General features: G+C 65.7%; 14 protein-coding genes. 7 read left to right on the top strand and 7 right to left on the bottom strand.

What is annotated here, in order from left to right; all coding sequences use genetic code 11:
* Nucleotides 1-1215, bottom strand: a complete 1215-nt coding sequence (locus ACIBW7_RS13985; protein WP_397046626.1) for a cytochrome P450 — start codon at nucleotides 1213-1215, stop codon at nucleotides 1-3.
* A 225-nt stretch (nucleotides 1216-1440) separates the two neighbouring features.
* Here ACIBW7_RS13985 and ACIBW7_RS13980 point away from each other — a divergent pair, with 225 nt between their 5' ends.
* The gene (locus tag ACIBW7_RS13980; protein WP_397046625.1) at nucleotides 1441-1833 is read left to right on the top strand and encodes a VOC family protein; all 393 of its coding nucleotides are present in this window, start codon (nucleotides 1441-1443) and stop codon (nucleotides 1831-1833) included.
* Between the two features lie 39 nt (nucleotides 1834-1872).
* Here the strand turns inward: ACIBW7_RS13980 and ACIBW7_RS13975 are convergent, their stop codons facing one another.
* Both ACIBW7_RS13975 and ACIBW7_RS13970 read right to left on the bottom strand, forming a co-directional pair.
* A complete protein-coding gene (locus ACIBW7_RS13975) occupies nucleotides 1873-3003 on the bottom strand; it encodes a hypothetical protein (RefSeq protein ID WP_397046624.1) in 1131 nt (376 codons plus the stop codon).
* An 8-nt stretch (nucleotides 3004-3011) separates the two neighbouring features.
* A complete protein-coding gene (locus ACIBW7_RS13970; RefSeq protein WP_397046623.1) occupies nucleotides 3012-4142 on the bottom strand; it encodes a phosphotransferase family protein in 1131 nt (376 codons plus the stop codon).
* A gap of 307 nt (nucleotides 4143-4449) precedes the next feature.
* Between ACIBW7_RS13970 and ACIBW7_RS13965 the strand changes: the two genes are divergently transcribed.
* Nucleotides 4450-5766, top strand: a complete 1317-nt coding sequence (locus tag ACIBW7_RS13965; RefSeq protein WP_397047065.1) for a DoxX family protein — start codon at nucleotides 4450-4452, stop codon at nucleotides 5764-5766.
* 16 nt (nucleotides 5767-5782) lie between these two features.
* Here the strand turns inward: ACIBW7_RS13965 and ACIBW7_RS13960 are convergent, their stop codons facing one another.
* The gene (locus tag ACIBW7_RS13960) at nucleotides 5783-6235 is read right to left on the bottom strand and encodes a nucleoside deaminase (protein WP_397046622.1); all 453 of its coding nucleotides are present in this window, start codon (nucleotides 6233-6235) and stop codon (nucleotides 5783-5785) included.
* The gene (locus ACIBW7_RS13955; RefSeq protein ID WP_397046621.1) at nucleotides 6232-7191 is read right to left on the bottom strand and encodes a hypothetical protein; all 960 of its coding nucleotides are present in this window, start codon (nucleotides 7189-7191) and stop codon (nucleotides 6232-6234) included. The genes ACIBW7_RS13960 and ACIBW7_RS13955 overlap by 4 nt, the downstream gene beginning before the upstream one ends.
* A 194-nt stretch (nucleotides 7192-7385) precedes the next feature.
* On the opposite strand from ACIBW7_RS13955, the gene cobA reads away from it, so the two are divergent.
* From cobA to ACIBW7_RS13940, 3 genes are all read left to right on the top strand, one after another.
* On the top strand, nucleotides 7386-8606 hold the full coding sequence (cobA, locus tag ACIBW7_RS13950; protein ID WP_397047064.1) for a uroporphyrinogen-III C-methyltransferase: 1221 nt from the start codon (nucleotides 7386-7388) through the stop codon (nucleotides 8604-8606).
* Between the two features lie 152 nt (nucleotides 8607-8758).
* Complete coding sequence (locus ACIBW7_RS13945) at nucleotides 8759-10285, top strand: MFS transporter (RefSeq protein ID WP_397047063.1); 1527 nt, start codon at nucleotides 8759-8761, stop codon at nucleotides 10283-10285.
* 2 nt (nucleotides 10286-10287) lie between these two features.
* Nucleotides 10288-11769 carry an MFS transporter gene (locus ACIBW7_RS13940; protein WP_397046620.1) on the top strand — a complete coding sequence of 494 codons (1482 nt, stop codon included), beginning with the start codon at nucleotides 10288-10290 and terminating at the stop codon, nucleotides 11767-11769.
* A gap of 19 nt (nucleotides 11770-11788) precedes the next feature.
* Here the strand turns inward: ACIBW7_RS13940 and ACIBW7_RS13935 are convergent, their stop codons facing one another.
* Together ACIBW7_RS13935 and ACIBW7_RS13930 are read right to left on the bottom strand one after the other, a co-directional pair.
* A complete protein-coding gene (locus tag ACIBW7_RS13935) occupies nucleotides 11789-12196 on the bottom strand; it encodes a PPOX class F420-dependent oxidoreductase (protein WP_397046619.1) in 408 nt (135 codons plus the stop codon).
* Nucleotides 12197-12246: 50 nt separating this feature from the next.
* A complete protein-coding gene (locus tag ACIBW7_RS13930) occupies nucleotides 12247-13932 on the bottom strand; it encodes a PucR family transcriptional regulator (RefSeq protein ID WP_397046618.1) in 1686 nt (561 codons plus the stop codon).
* Between the two features lie 120 nt (nucleotides 13933-14052).
* Here ACIBW7_RS13930 and ACIBW7_RS13925 point away from each other — a divergent pair, with 120 nt between their 5' ends.
* Both ACIBW7_RS13925 and ACIBW7_RS13920 read left to right on the top strand, forming a co-directional pair.
* Nucleotides 14053-15543, top strand: coding sequence for a CoA-acylating methylmalonate-semialdehyde dehydrogenase (locus tag ACIBW7_RS13925; protein WP_397046617.1), 1491 nt, complete (start codon nucleotides 14053-14055; stop codon nucleotides 15541-15543).
* 17 nt (nucleotides 15544-15560) lie between these two features.
* Nucleotides 15561-16928 (top strand): aspartate aminotransferase family protein, encoded by a 1368-nt coding sequence (locus ACIBW7_RS13920; protein ID WP_397046616.1) that lies wholly within the window; start codon nucleotides 15561-15563, stop codon nucleotides 16926-16928.
* Nucleotides 16929-16954: the final 26 nt, after the last annotated feature.

The raw sequence follows: 16954 nt of genomic DNA, 5'->3' as shown, positions 1-16954 counted from the left end.
TCAGGACACCTTTCCCAATTCGATCGGCAGGGACAACGGGCCGACGGTGAAGAACGACGGCGAGTACGGGATGTCGTCCGGATCGATGCTGAGCCGCAGGTCGGGCAGCCGCCGGTAGAGCGAGGCGAGGGCGAGCCGGCTCTCCAATCGGGCGAGCGGTGCGCCGATGCAGTAGCGCGGTCCGTGTCCGAACCCGAGATGTCCGGTCTGTTCGCGGGTGAGATCGAACTGGTTCGCGGTCGCGCCGTACTTCTCCGGATCGACCCCGGTCGCCTGATAGACCACACCGACCGCATTCCCCTTGGGAATGGTCACCCCGGCGATGGTCACATCGGTCAGCGTGAACCGGTAGCTGGTCATCATCACCGAGTGGCGGTATCTCAATGTCTCCTCGACAACATCCGCCCAACGGTCTTCGGCCTTGGCCACTGCGAGCTGGTCGGGGTTCCGATGCAGTGCGACGACGGCATGGCCGAGCAGATGCACTGTGGTCTCGTGGCCGGCGATCAGCATCAGCCAGAGCACGCCGACCAATTCGTCGGTGGTGAGCTGATCACCCGCATCGCGGGCCTGCACCAGATCCGACGTCAGGTCGTCGCCGGGTTCCTGCTGCTTGCGCTGCACCAATTCGTGCAGGAAAGCCCCGAGTTCGTTCTGGGTCGCGAACGCCACCTCCGGCGGGGTGGTGTGCGCCAACAGAGTGGAGGTCCAATTCCGCAGCCGTGGCCGGTCCGCATCGGGCACACCGAACAATTCGGCGATGACCGCCATCGGCAGTGCGTCGGTGAAGGCTGGTACCAGATCCACGCCGTCACCTGCGGCGATCACCTCGTCCAACAGACCGTCGATGAGCTCTTGGATGCGCGGTTCCATCGCCTGCACCCGTCGAGGTGTAAATCCCTTCCCGACCAGACCACGCAGCCGACGGTGATCCTCGCCATCCTTCGTCGACAAGTGGTCGCCTTGGACGATGGCCCGTAGCGGCCAGTCCTCCGGGATGGATCCGTCGTATAGCGCGGGCCAATGCTTCGGGTCCCTGGCGAAGGTCTTGTTGTCGCCTGCGAGGACTTCCGCAACGGCGTTGTGCGTCAAGGCCAAATAGGCGGGCACGCCGCCCGGGAATTCCACTTCGACCACGGGCGCGGTCTGCTGTAGCCGGATGCAGGTGTCGAGCGGGCTTTCGTCGGCGGCGGGGAATGCGGGAAGACTTGTCATGATGACCCCTCGGGCGGTGCCGACCCGTTGGCACGGGTATGGACGATCGGTCGCTTACGCAACCAGACCAAGCTTCCGCCGAATCACCTTGTTCAGCAAGATGTTTCGCCGGTAGAGCCGTATCGTGCCAGGCATGCGCCGCGCCCGTCGGCATGACAGTTCTCAGTCGCGGGAAGGCCATCGATTCGGCATCGATCCCATAGACCAACGTGGTTTAGTGGGGTGATGGATATCCGAGGCATCGACAATGTGCTGGTTCCGGTCGGTGACCTGGATGCCGCGGTGTCGTTCTACGGTGGCGTGCTGGGGTTGGCGGTGAAGTTCACGCTGCCGGAGCAGGGGATTGCGGTATTCGATGTCGGCGGTGAGGTGGCCGGGGTCATGGCTCGGGTGGATCCGCGTGCGGGTGAAGCCGGATTGTCCGGGATGCGGCTGTGGCTGGAGGTACCGGATGCGTTGGCGGCCGCGGCCGAACTCGAAGGGCTCGGCGTACCGGTGGTCAGTGCGCCGTTCGAGGTCGGAACCGGTTGGAGCGTAGAGGTTTCCGATCCGTGGGGAAATGTGATCGGGCTGACCGACTACCGCAAGCGTCCCGAGTTGGCACGGCCGACGAGCTGAATTCGGTGGGCACGCACGAGTACGTGCCCACCGAAAAGCCTACGGCGCGACCGAACCCCAGTCGGCGAACCCGGTCGGATCGTGTCGCCCGAGACTTCCGTGTTCGAACAGGCCCCACCCCTCGGAATCCCCGCAGCGCGCGTGCGCGACATGATCGATGACCCCGAACGGGATGCGCCCCGCGATGGCCGGATCGGTGAGGTCGTAACTGCTGCTCGAGGACCAGTCACGACCCATCCATCGACCGTGCAACCAGTCCGGATCCCCACCGTATCCGCAGCCGATGTGCAGCGGGATATTGGTGACGGTGCGGACTTCGACGTCGAGCGGCTTACCGTCCGGGGTGGTCATCTCCAGCCGTGCGCCGATGGGATGCCTGGTGCCGGAACGGTATTCGATGTGGTAGCGCGGCCACCCCAGCTGTTCGGTGCGACCGTCCGGGAAGATGCGGACGGCGTCGTTGAGGGTGCGCTTGCCGTCCGGTTCCTCCTGCAGGATCAGCACGATGGCGAAATCGTCGAAGCGCAGCGGCACGTACATCCACCAGAATCCGCCGGAAGGTTCGGCGGCGGCCCGGCCGGGCGGCTCGGGTTCGCCGACCGGGCGGATGCCCCAGGAGCGGTCCCGGGTGCCCATCCAGACGGCCGGGTCGACGGTGAGATCCGTGCCGTCGACGTGCAGCGTTCCCGCCCACGAGCCGACCTGTGCGAACCGGGTGGCCTGGATGATCGGGCGGTTGCCGTTGAGGATCAGATGCGGTTGTTCCTCGACGGTGGGGAAGGATCCGTGCCAGGTGAGGTCGAAGCCGAGGTCGTCGTGCTCGCAGATCACCCGGATCCGCTGCAGCGGTTCCTGCACCTCGATGCGGTAGCCGCCGACGCGCAGGTCGACGCCGCGATCACCGAGCGCGTCGGAGAAGCGGACCGTGCGCTGGATGTCGCCACGGCGGACGCAGGCGTACGCGTCGATCACCCCGAGGTTCGGATACACCCCGCCGCCGGTGACGAAGAAGGTGCCGCCGTCGCGGTCGTGACCGTTGAAATAGCTTCTGTCGTAGAAGTTCCGGTCGCTGCTGGCGACTCGGGACATGGACAGGTGGGTCTGATGGATGGGGTATTCGTCGAGGGGCGAGGGAGCGGAGCCTGCGGAGCGACCATCAGATACAGCCATGATTTCCTCTAATCCCATTCGTAGGTTCCGTCGAGCAGCGCCTCCAGGCTTGCTCGGTGCATCACGTAGTCGTCGCGATCGGGGGTGTCGGTGTCCTCGCCGAAGTGGATCATCCGGCGCTTGACCCTTGCCATCACGATCGCGTGCCGCAGCGCGGCGTACACGATGTAGAAGTCGAGATCCCGAACCGTATATCCGGTGGTCTCCTCGTATTTCGCGACGACATCCGCGCGCCGCAGGAAGTCCGGCAGTCCTGGCTGATCGAAGCGGGTGGCAAGGTCCTGGAAGAAGCGGTGGATGAAGATGACCCAGGCGATATCCAGTTCGCGCGGGCCGAGTCCGGCCATCTCCCAATCGAGTACACCGACCGGGGTGAAGCCGTCGTACAGAATGTTGCCCGGTCGCGAATCGCCCCAGCTCAGTACGTCCGGACCGGGATCGGCCGGCCAGTGCGCGTCGAGCCAGTCGAAGGTTCGCTCGATCAGCGGAATCGGGTAGCCGTCATCGGCCAATGCCCAGCGGTACCAGTTGCGGTGCCATTCGACATGTCGGCGCAGCGCCTGACCAGGACCGTCCAGCATCGGGAATCGCGTGGCCGGATCGGGGATTTCGTGCACCTTCGCAATGACCTCGACGGTCTTCGCGGTCAATTCCGCCCGTTCCTCGGGACTGGCATCGAAGAGCCAGCCGATGAACACATACGGCGGGTTGTCCGATGGCACCCGCCCATCGACGCGCCGCATCACGAAAAACTTTGTGCCGAGCGGCTTCTCGTCGGTCTCCAGCCAGCACAGCTCGGGGACCGGCACCGCCGAGGCAGCCGCGACCCCGGCCATGATCTGGTATTGCAGCTCCAGGTCGTAGTTTTCGAAGACCGGGAACGAGTCGGCCTCCGGTGTCATCCTGGCCACGAACGAACCGCCGTCCGCACGCCCGTCCACACTCCATTCGGCGTCGAACAGCACCGTCGGACTCGACATCCCCGCGCCCTGCGGCCGCGACAGCGCCGAAATCTTGGGCGGGTGATCCGCGAGGACCTTGCCGTCCAGCCACCGGGACAGGTCCTCGGCGAGGGTGTCGAGGTCCCGCGCGCTGACGGTCAACTGCCGTCGCGCGGTGGGATCGGGATCGTCGGCCATTCTTTGTCCTCCTGACGCATGTGCCTGCGGAAACTGTAACGCGTTCTAGTCGGTGCTTACCGCAGAAATTCGAAGAAATCGAGCGACCCTCACTGGGTGATATTCGGTATTGACAATCCACTGCGCCAGGTGGAGGTCATACTTCCGGCGGAGTCGCGTACGCCGATGGATGGGGGTGGAAGTCGGGGTTTTCCTGGAAGTGGTCGGGGCTCCGTCGCCGATACCGTCGGCTGACGTGGAGTTGTGAAAGGGAGGGATCGGTGTGAGTGCGGTCGGTGCAGAGGTTCTCGATCGGGCAGAAAGCGTCATACCGCCCGAGCAGCCCGTGCGGTGGAATCCGCTGACCAGGATCGCGTTTCGGTTCTCCTTCGGCTATTTCGGACTGTTCTGCCTGCTGTTCACCCAGATTCCGTTCGCCTTCGCCGGGCTGCTCGCCGGATCGCTGTCGGACAGCGCGGTGCTCTGGGAATTTCGCGCTTTGCGCCCGGTCATCGAGCCGGCCGGACGACTGTTCTTCGATACCGATGTCGTGCTGCGCGAGGATTCGGGCAGCGGCGATCAATACTTCATCTGGACATTCGTCTTCTGTGTGCTGATCGCCGCCGCGGTGGCGACCTTCGTCTGGACCGCGCTGGACCGGCACAGGCCGAACTATCGGCAGCTACAGGCCTGGTTCCTGCTCTTCATCCGTATGTGCCTGGGCGGTCAGATGCTGCTCTACGGGTTCGCCAAGGCGATTCCGACGCAGATGCCCGAGCCGACGCTGGCGAAACTGCTGCAACCCTACGGCGAGTTCAGCCCGGCCTCGGTGTTGTGGAATCAGGTCGGGAGTTCACCCACCTACGAGATCCTGCTCGGCTGTGCCGAAGTGCTGGGCGGACTGCTGCTCTTCCTGCCGAGGACGGCAACGCTCGGCGCAATGCTGAGCCTGGTGAGCTTGGCGCAGGTGTTCGTGCTCAATATGACCTTCGACGTCCCGGTCAAGATCCTGGCCTTCCACCTCATGCTGCTGAGCTTGGTGCTGCTCGCACCGCAGGCGCGGCGGCTGGCGAATGTGCTGGTGCTGAACCGGTCGTCCGAACCCACCACGCAGCCGGATCCGTTCCGCGGCAACCGAACTCGCCGGATTGCGATCGCGCTGCAGGTCGCCATGGGCCTGTGGATGGCAGCGGGTTTCGTGCACACCGGCCTGAAGTACTGGAACGAAGGCGGCGGTGGCAGCCCGAAGCCGCCGCTGTACGGAATCTGGGCGGTCTCGGAATTCACCCAGGACGGTGTGTCGTTACCGCCGCTGACCACCGACGAGACACGTTGGCAGCGAGTTGTTTTCGATGTGCAGGCGATGACCTACCAGAAGATGGACGGCGCCCTGGTGCCCGCCGTCCCCGCTGTCGATACCGCCGCCCACAAGATCTCGGTGTCCGCGCCGCCGGAGCAGCCGGACGTACAACCCACCCAGATCGCCGACTTCACCTTCGAACAGCCCGCGTCCGACCGTCTGATGCTCAACGGGCAGTTGAACGGTCGGCCGGTGACCATGACCTTGCAGCAGGTCGATCTGAACAGCTTCCCGCTGCGCGGCCGTGGGTTCAACTGGGTGCAGGACTATCCGTACTTCCGCTGAAATCGTTTGTCCGACATCAATCCCCAGCTACCCCGATGTCCTCGTGCCAGAGCAGCGGTTGGTCGGCGATGAATTCGGTCATCAGGTCGATGCAGCGCTGGTCCTCGAGCACGGTCACCGCGACGCCGTGCTCGGCCAGCCAGTCATGCCCGCCGTGGAAGGTCTGTGCTTCCCCGATGATCACCGCGCCGATCCCGAACTGGCGCACCAGCCCGCTGCAATACCAGCACGGTGACAGGGTGGTCACCATGATGGTCGAGCCGTAGTCGCGGCGGCGGCCCGCGTTGCGGAACGCATCGGTTTCGGCGTGCATGCTGGGATCGCCGGACTGCACCCGCCGGTTGTGCCCGCGTCCGAGCAGAGTGCCATCCGCCGCGAACAGGGCCGCGCCGATCGGAATCCCGCCTTCGGCCCGGCCGCGCAGTGCCTCCTGGTAAGCCACCTCCAACAGTTGCTCTGCCTGTGTCATGGCTCCAACCTGCTGGTCTGGTTGCTCCAGTTCGGCGACGGGGAAAGAAATGCGCCGGTGCCCGTGGCGAATGCGCTGCGGGCGGTGGTATCGCCGCGGAGTTCGGCGAGCAACCAGGCCGTCGGATAGCCGAGGTAGCCGTACACTCCGGCAGTGCACGGGAAGGAGGCTTGTGCGCAGCCGGGTCGGCCCTGAATGTCGTTGTGGTTCGGCCCGTTCAGCGTGCCCCACACCTTCGGCACGGTCGTCGCTTCGTAATACGCGCGAACCGACTGCAGGCCGGCCGACTGCCACGGCAGCAGCTGGTCCGACGGCGCGGCGAGCACATCCGCGGAGCCGTTTACGAAGAACACCGAACCCGCTTTGATCCTGCGCGTGTCGGTGCAGGTCGGCTCGGTCGAACACCAGTGCTGCGCGGGCAATTCGAATGGAATCGCGGTCTTGATCGCCCCGCCCGATTTGATCATCGCGTTGAGAACGCCTGTCGCGCCTTGTGAATGACCCAAAGCGCCGACCGCCGTCGTATCGAGCTTGCCGAAGAAGATGCTCGACGGATCCTGCGCCCGATCGAGCAGATAGGTCAGCGAAGACAGAATCTCGTCTCCGGACCCGGTCTGCTGGTTCTCCGTGGCTACCACCACGAAACCCCACGACGCCAAATGCCGCAGCAGATAGGCGTATCGGCTCGGCACGGCATCGGTACCGTCGCCCCACACCACGATCGGATGTGGTGCAGCGCCCAGATCAGTCGGGTACCAGAGGTCGTACTTCGCCCCGGTCGAATCACAGCAGCCGAAACCGATCTCCTCCGTGACCGCCTGCGGTCCCGCCTGGAAATAGGTCGCCTCGGTCCCCGCGGAGGGTGCATAGAGCCCCGGATCCGCCTGTGCGACACCGCCCGACGCGAGCCACCCGATCAACGCTGCCGATACCGCCGCCCGACCCCAGCGATTCATGCGCAGAAGTATAGGGAGGCCGTCCGTTCGATCCACGACCGGCATGGCGCCCGTTATTGCGCCCTCGCGGCGGGTGATTGCCGGGCACGCGCACGCAGGACGTAGGCTCGAACACTGTGCCGAACACGTCAGTACCTACCGATGACCAGCCGGAAAACAACCCGGCCGACCGTCCCGCGAATGATCCGAACTACCTGGTCGGGCTCGATCTCAACGGGCGGCGCGTCGTCGTGGTCGGTGGCGGGACGGTGGCGCAGCGCAGGCTCGGCCTATTGATCGCCTCCGGGGCGGACGTGCACGCCATCAGTCGTGAAGTCACCCCGGCAGTGGAGGGAATGGCTACGTCGGGGCAACTCACGCTGACATTGCGGGCCTACGCCGACGGCGATCTCGACGGTGCCTGGTATGCGATCGCATGCACCGACGAACCCGAAACCAATGCGGCGGTCGTCGCGGAGGCCACGCGGCGACGGATCTTCTGTGTGCGCGCCGACGTGGCGCGGCTGGGCACCGCGGTAACTCCGGCGACGGCTCGGCACGACGGCCTCACGCTCGGCGTGCTCGCCGGTGGCCAGCACCGGCGGTCCGCCGCGGTGCGCAACGCATTGCTCGAGGCGCTGCAATCAGGTGTGGTGACCGACGATTCGACGCCGATCACCCCGGGTGTCGCGCTGGTCGGCGGCGGTCCCGGCGATCCGGATCTGATCACGGTGCGCGGCCGCCGCCTGCTGGCCCGCGCGAATCTCGTTGTCGCCGACCGGCTCGCACCGCCGGAGCTGCTCGCCGAACTCGGCCCGGACGTCGAGGTGATCGACGCGGCCAAGATTCCGTACGGGCGGGCGATGGCGCAGGAGGCGATCAATTCCGCGCTGATCGAGGGCGCCAAGGCGGGCAAGTTCGTGGTGCGGCTCAAGGGCGGTGACCCGTATGTGTTCGGGCGCGGCTACGAGGAACTCGAAGCCTGCGTCGAGGCAGGCATTCCGGTGACCGTGGTCCCCGGCATCACCAGCCCCATCTCCGTCCCCGCCGCCGCGGGCATTCCGGTGACCCATCGTGGCGTCACCCATGAATTCGTGGTGGTCAGCGGCCACGTCGCACCCGACCATCCGGATTCCCTCGTCGACTGGCCCGCCCTGGCCCGACTGCGCGGCACCATCGTGCTCATGATGGCGGTCGAGCGCATCGAACAATTCGCCACGGCTCTCATCGAGGGCGGCCGGCCCGCCGACACCCCGGCCACAGTGATCCAGGAGGGCACCCTCCGCACCCAACGCGTCCTGCGCGCGGACCTCGGCACTGTCGCCGCCCGCGTTCGCGACGAAGCCATCCGCCCGCCCGCGATCGTTGTGATCGGCCCCACAGCGGGCTTCTCCGTCGAATCCGCCGCACCGCGAGCCGAGTCCTCTGCCGGGTGATGCTGCACAACCGCTGGGCTCCCGCAACTGGAAGGTGTCACAACCGCCCAGTGACTTTCGCTATGACTGGATGAATCGCACCCGCGGGAGCGGAGACCTGGGTTCCGGATCAATTACAGTGGCTCACCGTGCTCGATAATCCCCCTGCGAAGATGCAGTACCCGGTGACGCAGCGGGCCTTCGGGCTCGCCATTCTCGTGCTGAGCGGGCTGCAGCTGATGGTTGTGCTCGACGGCACCGTGGTGATCTTCGCGCTGCCCCGACTGCAGGAAGAGATGGGCATGTCCAGCGCGGGCGGCGCGTGGACGGTGACCTCCTACGGTCTGACCTTCGCGGGGCTGATGCTGCTCGGCGGGCGACTCGGTGATGCGTTCGGTCGCAAACGCATGCTGATCCTGGGCGTCGGGATGTTCACGATCGCCTCGCTGCTGTGCGGGTTGGCGCAGAGCCAGGCCATGTTGATCGCGGCCCGAGCCGTGCAGGGCGCGGGCGCGGCGATTGCGGCGCCGACGGCATTCGCACTGGTGGCGACCACTTTCGCGCCGGGAAAGGCGCGCAATCAGGCGATCGCGATCGTCGGCTCGATGGTCGGTATCGGCTCGGTCGGCGGTCTGGTGGTCGGCGGTGCGCTGACCCAGCTGTCCTGGCGGTGGATCTTCCTGATCAATGTGCCCATCGGCGTATTGATCATTCTCGGTGCGCTGTCCCAGTTGGCGGATACCGAACATCACCGGTCGTCACTCGATATCCGCGGCGCGGTGCTCGGCACCGTGGCCTGCGCGTCGATCGTGTTCGGCGCGACCGAGGGACCCGAGTTGGGTTGGGGGAGTCCGGCCGTTATCGGCGCGCTGGTGGCGGGTGCGGTGCTGCTGATCGTATTCGTGGTCGTCGAGCGCACCGTCGATGATCCGCTGCTGCCGTGGTCGCTGTTCGACAGCCGCGATCGGGTCACCACCTTCATGCTGATCTTCCTGGCCGGCGGCGTACTCGGGGCGATGACCTTCTTCGTCGCGCAGTTCCTGCAGAATGTGCTCGGCTACGGACCGCTGGTCGCGGGTATCGCATCGATCCCGTTCACCATCGGCATCGGCATCGGCGGCGCGGTGGCCTCCAAGGCGGCGCTGTTCGTCGCACCGCGCTGGTTGGTGTGCGGCGCGGCCTTCGTGCTCGCCGCCGGACTGCTGGTCGGCTCGCAGCTCGACGGCGGCGTGAATTACCTGACCACCCTGCTCCCGCTGTTGATCGTGATCGGCTTCGGTGTCGGCGTGGCGATGGTGCTCGCACCGCTGTGCGTGCTCGTCGGGGTGCCCGCGTCCGATATCGGCCCGCTGTCCGCGGTGGGGCAGATGTTCATGAACCTGGCGACGCCGGTATTCATCGGTCTGCTCACTCCCATCGCGGCATCGCGCACCATGGCGATGGGCGGGCGCACCGGTAAGGCGGCGGATATGACCGAGGCCGAGATCTTCGCGCTCGGCAGCGGATACACACTGGTGCTCGCGGTCTGTTCGCTGGTCGCGGTGCTGGCCGGCTTCGTCGCGCTGACATTGCGTTATACGCCGAGACAACTGGCCGAGGCACAGCACGCGCAAGAGGAATCGCAGCGGACCGGCTCAATGCCGGTGGTGCCGCGGACCGGGCCGCTACCTGTCATCCGTCGCTCTGACTACAGTGGCTGACTGTGCCAGACAATCCCGCTACGACGCCGTACCCGGTGACGCGGCGGGCCTTCGGCCTGGCGATCCTGGTGCTGAGCGGGCTGCAATTGATGGTCGTGCTCGACGGCACGGTGGTGATTCTCGCCCTGCCCCGACTACAGGACGAACTGGGTCTATCCAGTTCCGGTAGCGCCTGGATGGTCACCGCCTACGGTCTGCCGTTCGCGGGTCTGATGTTGCTCGGCGGCCGGATCGGCGACTCATTCGGCCGCAAACGCATGTTCATCGTCGGCGTCGCACTGTTCACACTGGCCTCGCTGCTGTGCGGACTCGCGCAGAACGACGGCATGCTGATCGCGGCCCGCGCGATCCAGGGCACCGGTGCCGCGCTCGCCGCTCCGACCGCACTTGCCCTGGTGGCGACCACTTTCGCGCCCGGCCGGGTGCGCAATCAGGCGATCGCGATCTTCGGCTCCATGATGGCGGTCGGCTCGGTCGGCGGACTGGTGATCGGCGGCGCGCTCACCGAGGTGAGCTGGCGCTGGATCTTCCTGATCAATGTGCCGATCGGTGCGTTGATCCTCGTGGGCGCGGCGCTGCGACTGCGCGACACTACCCACCAGCGACTACCCCTGGACGTGCGCGGGGCCGTACTCGGCACCCTCGCGTGTGCGTCCCTGGTATTCGGCGCGACCGAAGCGCCCGAGTTCGGCTGGGACAGTCCGGTCATCATCGGTTCGATTGTCGCCGGTCTGGTGTTGTTGATCGTCTTCGTGCTCGCCGAACGGTGGGTGGACAACCCGCTGCTGCCCTGGTCGCTATTCGATAACCGCGATCGGGTCGCCACCTTCGGCGCTATCTTCCTGGCCAGCGGAGTGCTGGCCGCGACAACCTATTTCGCGGGATTGTTCGTGCAGAATGTCGTCGGCTACAGCCCGCTGGCCGCCGGGGTCGCGTTCATCCCGTTCACCATCGGCGCTGGTATGGGTACCGCCACGGCTTCGCAGCTGGCGATGACGGTCGCGCCGCGCTGGCTGTTGAGCGGTGCCGCGGCGATTCTCGTCGTCGGACTGCTGTTCGGCTCGACGCTCGAGCGGGGCGTGCCGTACTGGCCGACCCTGGTGGGGCTGTTCATCATGATCGGATTCGGCATCGGTGTGGCCGTGGTGATCGTCCCGCTGTGCGTATTGGTCGGTGTCGCGCCGAAGAATATCGGCCCGCTCTCCGCGGTCGGCCAGATGTTCATGAACCTCGGTACACCCGTCGCGATCGGTCTGCTCGCGCCGGTCGCCGCATCCCGCACGCTGTCGGTCGGCGGGCGAACGGGTAAGCCCGCCGGTATGACACTCGCGGAGTTGGATGCGCTCGGAAGTGGTTACACGCTGGTGCTTTTCGTCACCGCCATCGGTGCACTGCTGGTGGGACTGGTGGCACTGACACTGCGCTACACGGCGGCCGAGGTCGGTCAGGCGCAGCATGCGCGGGAAGAGGCTGGGCAGGGCTGATCCCCGCCCGGCCGTGAGTTCACAGGCGGCCCGCGACCTTGCGCGGGGTGACCCGCACGATTACGCGGGGTCCGTCATTGACGGAGGCGGGGTTGAATTCGGCGTACGGCAGCCCGGTGTAGTGGTGTGACAGCTTGTCAGGCAGCGTCTTGTCGGGATCGGGGGTGATCGTGACCGTGCCGCGAATCTCCGCGTACACGTACGGATTATCCGGCGGATTGATCATCACCGTGATCCGCGGATCACGGGCGAGATTCTTGCCCTGCTGCCGATCCACCGTCGTGGAGAACAGCAGATCGTCGCCATCGCGCTCGAGCCAGATGACGGTCAAATGGGGTTGTCCGTTCGGTCCGATCGTCGCCGCGGTCGCGAAGACCTTCGACTCGTCCAGGTACTTCTTCAATTCCTCGGAGAGCACAGCTGTCATGCGTCGATGAAACGATTGCCGACTCGAGAACATTCCCGCTCCGGTCGAAATCACCTGTCGGTCCTGGAGTTCGAGTCGGCGGTCAGATCGCGAATGAGCAGTGCGGTATGCAGTGAGGTCCGGGATTCACCGTCCTCGAGGTCGACATCGAGAATGCGCTCGATGCGGGCGAGCCGGTCGTAGAGGGTCGGTCTGCTGATATTGAGCCGCTTGGCGAGTTCGGTCTTATTTCCCGCGACGTCGAGGAACTGTCGCAATGTGCGGGTCAGGTCGGCCGCATGCCGAATGTCGTAGCGCAGCAACGCACTCAGCTCCGTTTCGGCGAAGCTCTGCACGCCGGGTTCATTGCGGATCAGCGAGAGCAGTCCGCGCAGCCGGATATCGCCGCTGCGGTAGAACGCTCGCGGCACCCCCGCGCGAGCGACGGACGCGGAGGCGGCAGCGGAGCGTGACCACGTAGCGTCCCGGGAGCGCGGCCGATCGGACGCCGAGTCCAACGACAACGCGACCTCGGCGACATGCGCCGCATGCGCCAATTCGCGCGCGGTGTCCAGCAGCGAATCCGCTTCCGCGCCAACCCCTATGACCACCCGCCGCACCCCCTCCACCCGCCGCACCTCAGCGATGATCGCCGAGCACACGGTGTGGAGCGTGTCATCGAGATCGGCGCTGCGCGGGATCGCGAGCACCATGCCGACGCGGTCGCCGTGCTCGGCCGCGGTCAATGCGGAGGCCTTCGACAGTCCGAGACCGTGGGTGACCGCATCCAGCACGCCCGCGCTGCGGCGCTGCCTTGCGACCTGATCGGATTCGGCAAGGGCGGCAACGTCTATCGCGAGCGGAACGTAGCGCGTGCGTCGGGTCAACAGGCCCAACGCGGCCGCCCTGGCCTGTGCATCGCGTTCGTCGAGGACGCGGCCGTTGACCATATCGTCGATGAGTCCGGTCTGCGCTTGGCGATGCAGGCCGAAGCGATCCTTATCGATCATCCGATGCAGTGTCAGCGTCTGTGCGGCCCGCTCGAGCACCATGCGGGCGCGCGGTGTGGCCAGCCCACTCGAACGCAGGATCAGCCGACCCCAGCGTTGAGTATGCGGGCCGACCTGCACCACATCCCAGCCCTCGGGCAGCAGTCGCGAGGTGGTCTCCCAGTTCTCCAGAATCGTCGAGGTGCTGGTATGCCGGGCGGTCAGCGCCAGTACGCGGTGCGCCAGATCTTCCAGTACGACCGAGGAATCGAGCATGTCGGCGGCCGTCTCGACGATTTCGGCCAGCGCGGCGCGGCGCACGCTGAGCTCGGTGAAGGTCTCGTGCACGGTGCGCGCGAATTCGAGTTCGGCGTACTGGTCGGCCACGATCACGCGGTGCACGGCCTCGGTGATTTCCACGAAGCGGGTGACACGATGCAGCGCGATGACCGGGAGTTCGAGTGCGTCGGCGGTTTCGGCGACGATCGGCGATAACCGCGGCACGGCGTCGCCGAGCTCGATGACCAACCCGGCCACCCCTGCCGCGGCCAGCGAATTCAGATACGCGACCGTCGACTCGTCGCTGCCGGTCAATGCCAAGCCCGTAGTCAGCATCAGCTCCCCGCCGACCAGCAATTCGGCGACATCCGGCAGGTCGCTCACGTGCACCCACCGCACCGGCCGATCCAGCGCCGCCGCACCGACGACCTCCGGCTCGCCCGCGCGCACAATCGGCATGGCCAGCACATCGGCGACAGAGAGCAGCATCCGACAAATCGTAATAGGAAATCCGAAATCGCATACAGAACGTCGGGCAGAAATCGGGCATCGATGGTGCAGAGTCGTCACCACGACACCATCCGGCGCTCAGGATCGAATCGAGGAGATATGCAGACAATCGCGCACTGGCTCGACGGCAAACCCTTCGCGGGCACGAGCTCGGCGACCGCGCCGGTGACGAATCCGGCGACGGGGGTAGTGACCGGGCAGGTCGCACTGGCCGGTGTCGAGGATGCGAGGGCGGTGATCGCATCGGCAAAGGCAGCGTTCCCGGAATGGCGCGACACCTCGCTGGCGCGGCGCACACAGATCCTGTTCCGGTTCCGCGAACTGCTCAACGAGCGCAAGGAAGAACTCGCCAAGCTGATCACCGCCGAACACGGCAAGGTGCACTCCGACGCGCTCGGCGAAGTGAACCGCGGCCTAGAGGTGGTCGAATTCGCCTGCGGTGTACCGCATCTGATCAAGGGCGGCTTCACCGAGAACGCCTCGACGAAGGTGGATATCTTCTCGATCCGCCAGCCGCTCGGCCCGGTCGCGGTGATATCACCGTTCAACTTTCCGGCGATGGTGCCGATGTGGTTCTTCCCGATCGCGATCGCCGCCGGGAATACCGTAGTGCTCAAGCCGAGCGAGAAGGATCCGTCATCATCGCTGTGGCTGGCCGAGCTGTGGCACGAAGCCGGTTTGCCCGCAGGGGTTTTCAATGTGCTGCAGGGCGATAAGGTCGCGGTCGACGAACTGCTCGACAATCCGCATATCAAGGCCGTCTCGTTCGTCGGCTCCACGCCCATCGCGAAGTACGTCTACCAGCGTGGCACCGCCGGCGGTAAGCGCGTGCAGGCGCTGGGCGGCGCCAAGAACCACATGGTGGTGCTGCCCGATGCCGATCTGGATCTGGCTGCCGATGCCGCGGTGAATGCCGGATTCGGGTCCGCGGGGGAGCGCTGCATGGCGATCAGTGTGGTGCTGGCGGTCGGTGCGGTCGGCGACGAACTGGTCGCCAAGATCGCCGAGCGCGCGAAGACCATCAAGACCGGTGACGGCACCCGCGATACCGATATGGGTCCGCTGGTGACCCGCGAGCACCGTGATCGCGTCGCCGCGTATATCGATGCGGGCGAATCCGCCGGTGCCAGTGTCGTTCTCGACGGTCGCGGCGTCCAGGCCGATGGCGATGCGGATGGATTCTGGCTCGGCCCAACGATTCTCGATCATGTGGGCACCGAGATGAGCGTCTATACCGACGAAATCTTCGGTCCGGTCCTGTCGGTCGTGCGCGTCGACGGCTACGACGAGGCGCTGGAACTGGTCAACGACAATCCCTATGGCAACGGGACCGCCATCTTCACCAATGACGGTGGCGCGGCCCGGCGCTTCCACAACGAGGTGGAGGTCGGCATGGTCGGCATCAATGTGCCGATCCCGGTTCCGATGGCCTACTACAGCTTCGGCGGCTGGAAGAATTCGCTATTCGGCGATTCGCATGCGCACGGCATCGAGGGCGTGCATTTCTTCACCCGCGGTAAGGCCGTCACGACGCGTTGGCTCGATCCGAGCCACGGCGGTCTCGAACTCGGATTCCCCCAGAACAAGTAGCTACGCAGGAGAATTCGATGACCCTCCCGAATGGATCGGCACCCGAACTCGCCCGGCAGGCCGCCGCTCGCGCCTACGAGCTCGACCGCCGCCACGTATTCCACTCGTGGTCGGCGCAGGCGCACCGCACGCCGATGGCCATTACGGCCGCCCAGGGCTGCTACGTATGGGACGGCGACGGCAATCGTCTGCTCGATTTCTCCTCACAGCTGGTGAACACCAATATCGGTCACCAACATCCGAAAGTCGTTGCCGCGGTGCAGGAGCAGGCCGCAAAGCTGTGCACCGTCGCACCGCAGCACGTCAACGATGCTCGCTCCGAGGCCGCCCGGCTGATCGCCGAGCGGACCCCGGGCGAACTCGACAAGATCTTCTTCACCAATGGCGGCGCCGGTGCCGTCGAACACGCGGTTCGGCTGGCGCGCCTGCATACCGGCCGCTACAAGGTGCTTTCGCGCTACCGCTCCTATCACGGCGGCACCGAGACCGCGATCAACCTGACCGGCGATCCCCGGCGCTGGCCCAACGACCACGGCAATAGCGGCGTCGTCCATTTCTTCGGTCCGTTCCTGTACCGCTCGCAATTCCATGCGAGCACCGAAATCGAGGAAGCCGAACGGGCTTTGGCGCATCTCGAGCAGACCATCGTTTTCGAGGGTCCGGACACGATTGCCGCCATCGTGCTCGAATCCATCCCCGGCACAGCGGGAATCATGGTTCCGCCGCCCGGGTATATGACGGGTGTCCGGGCGATGTGCGACAAATACGGGATCGTCTTCATCGCCGATGAAGTGATGTCGGGGTTCGGGCGCACCGGAAAGTGGTTCGCCATAGAGCATTTCGAGCGTGTCGTCCCCGACCTGCTGACCTTCGCCAAAGGGGTGAACTCCGGTTATGTGCCGCTCGGCGGTGTCGCGATCGGTCCCGCCATCGCGGCAACCTTCGATGATCGTCCGTACCCGGGCGGGCTGACCTATTCAGGCCATCCGCTGGCGACGGCCGCCGCGGTCGCGACCATCAACGCGATGCGGGACGAGCGCATCGTGGAGAACGCCGCCGATATCGGTACCCGCGTCCTCGGACCCGGCCTGCGCGAACTCACCGAACGCCACCCCAGCATCGGTGATGTGCGCGGGGCGGGTGTGTTCTGGGCACTGGAACTGGTGCGGGACAAGCGAACTCGCGAACCGCTCGCCCCGTACGGCGGGACCAGCGCGGCCATGACCGAAACGGTTGCCGCGGCCAAGGCCGCGGGCCTGCTGCTGTTCGTCAACTTCAACCGGCTGCACGTGGTTCCGCCGTGCATCATCGACGAGGCTGAGGCCAAGGAAGGTCTGGACATTCTCGACCAGGTACTGACGCTCGCCGACGAGTACGCGCTCTGACCATTCCTGTTCCAACGCACGGGAAC

Origin of the sequence: Nocardia sp. NPDC049526 (genome assembly GCF_044465765.1) — a bacterium.
Taxonomy (GTDB): Bacteria; Actinomycetota; Actinomycetes; order Mycobacteriales; family Mycobacteriaceae; genus Nocardia.
This window is presented reverse-complemented; position numbering and strand designations above follow the sequence as displayed.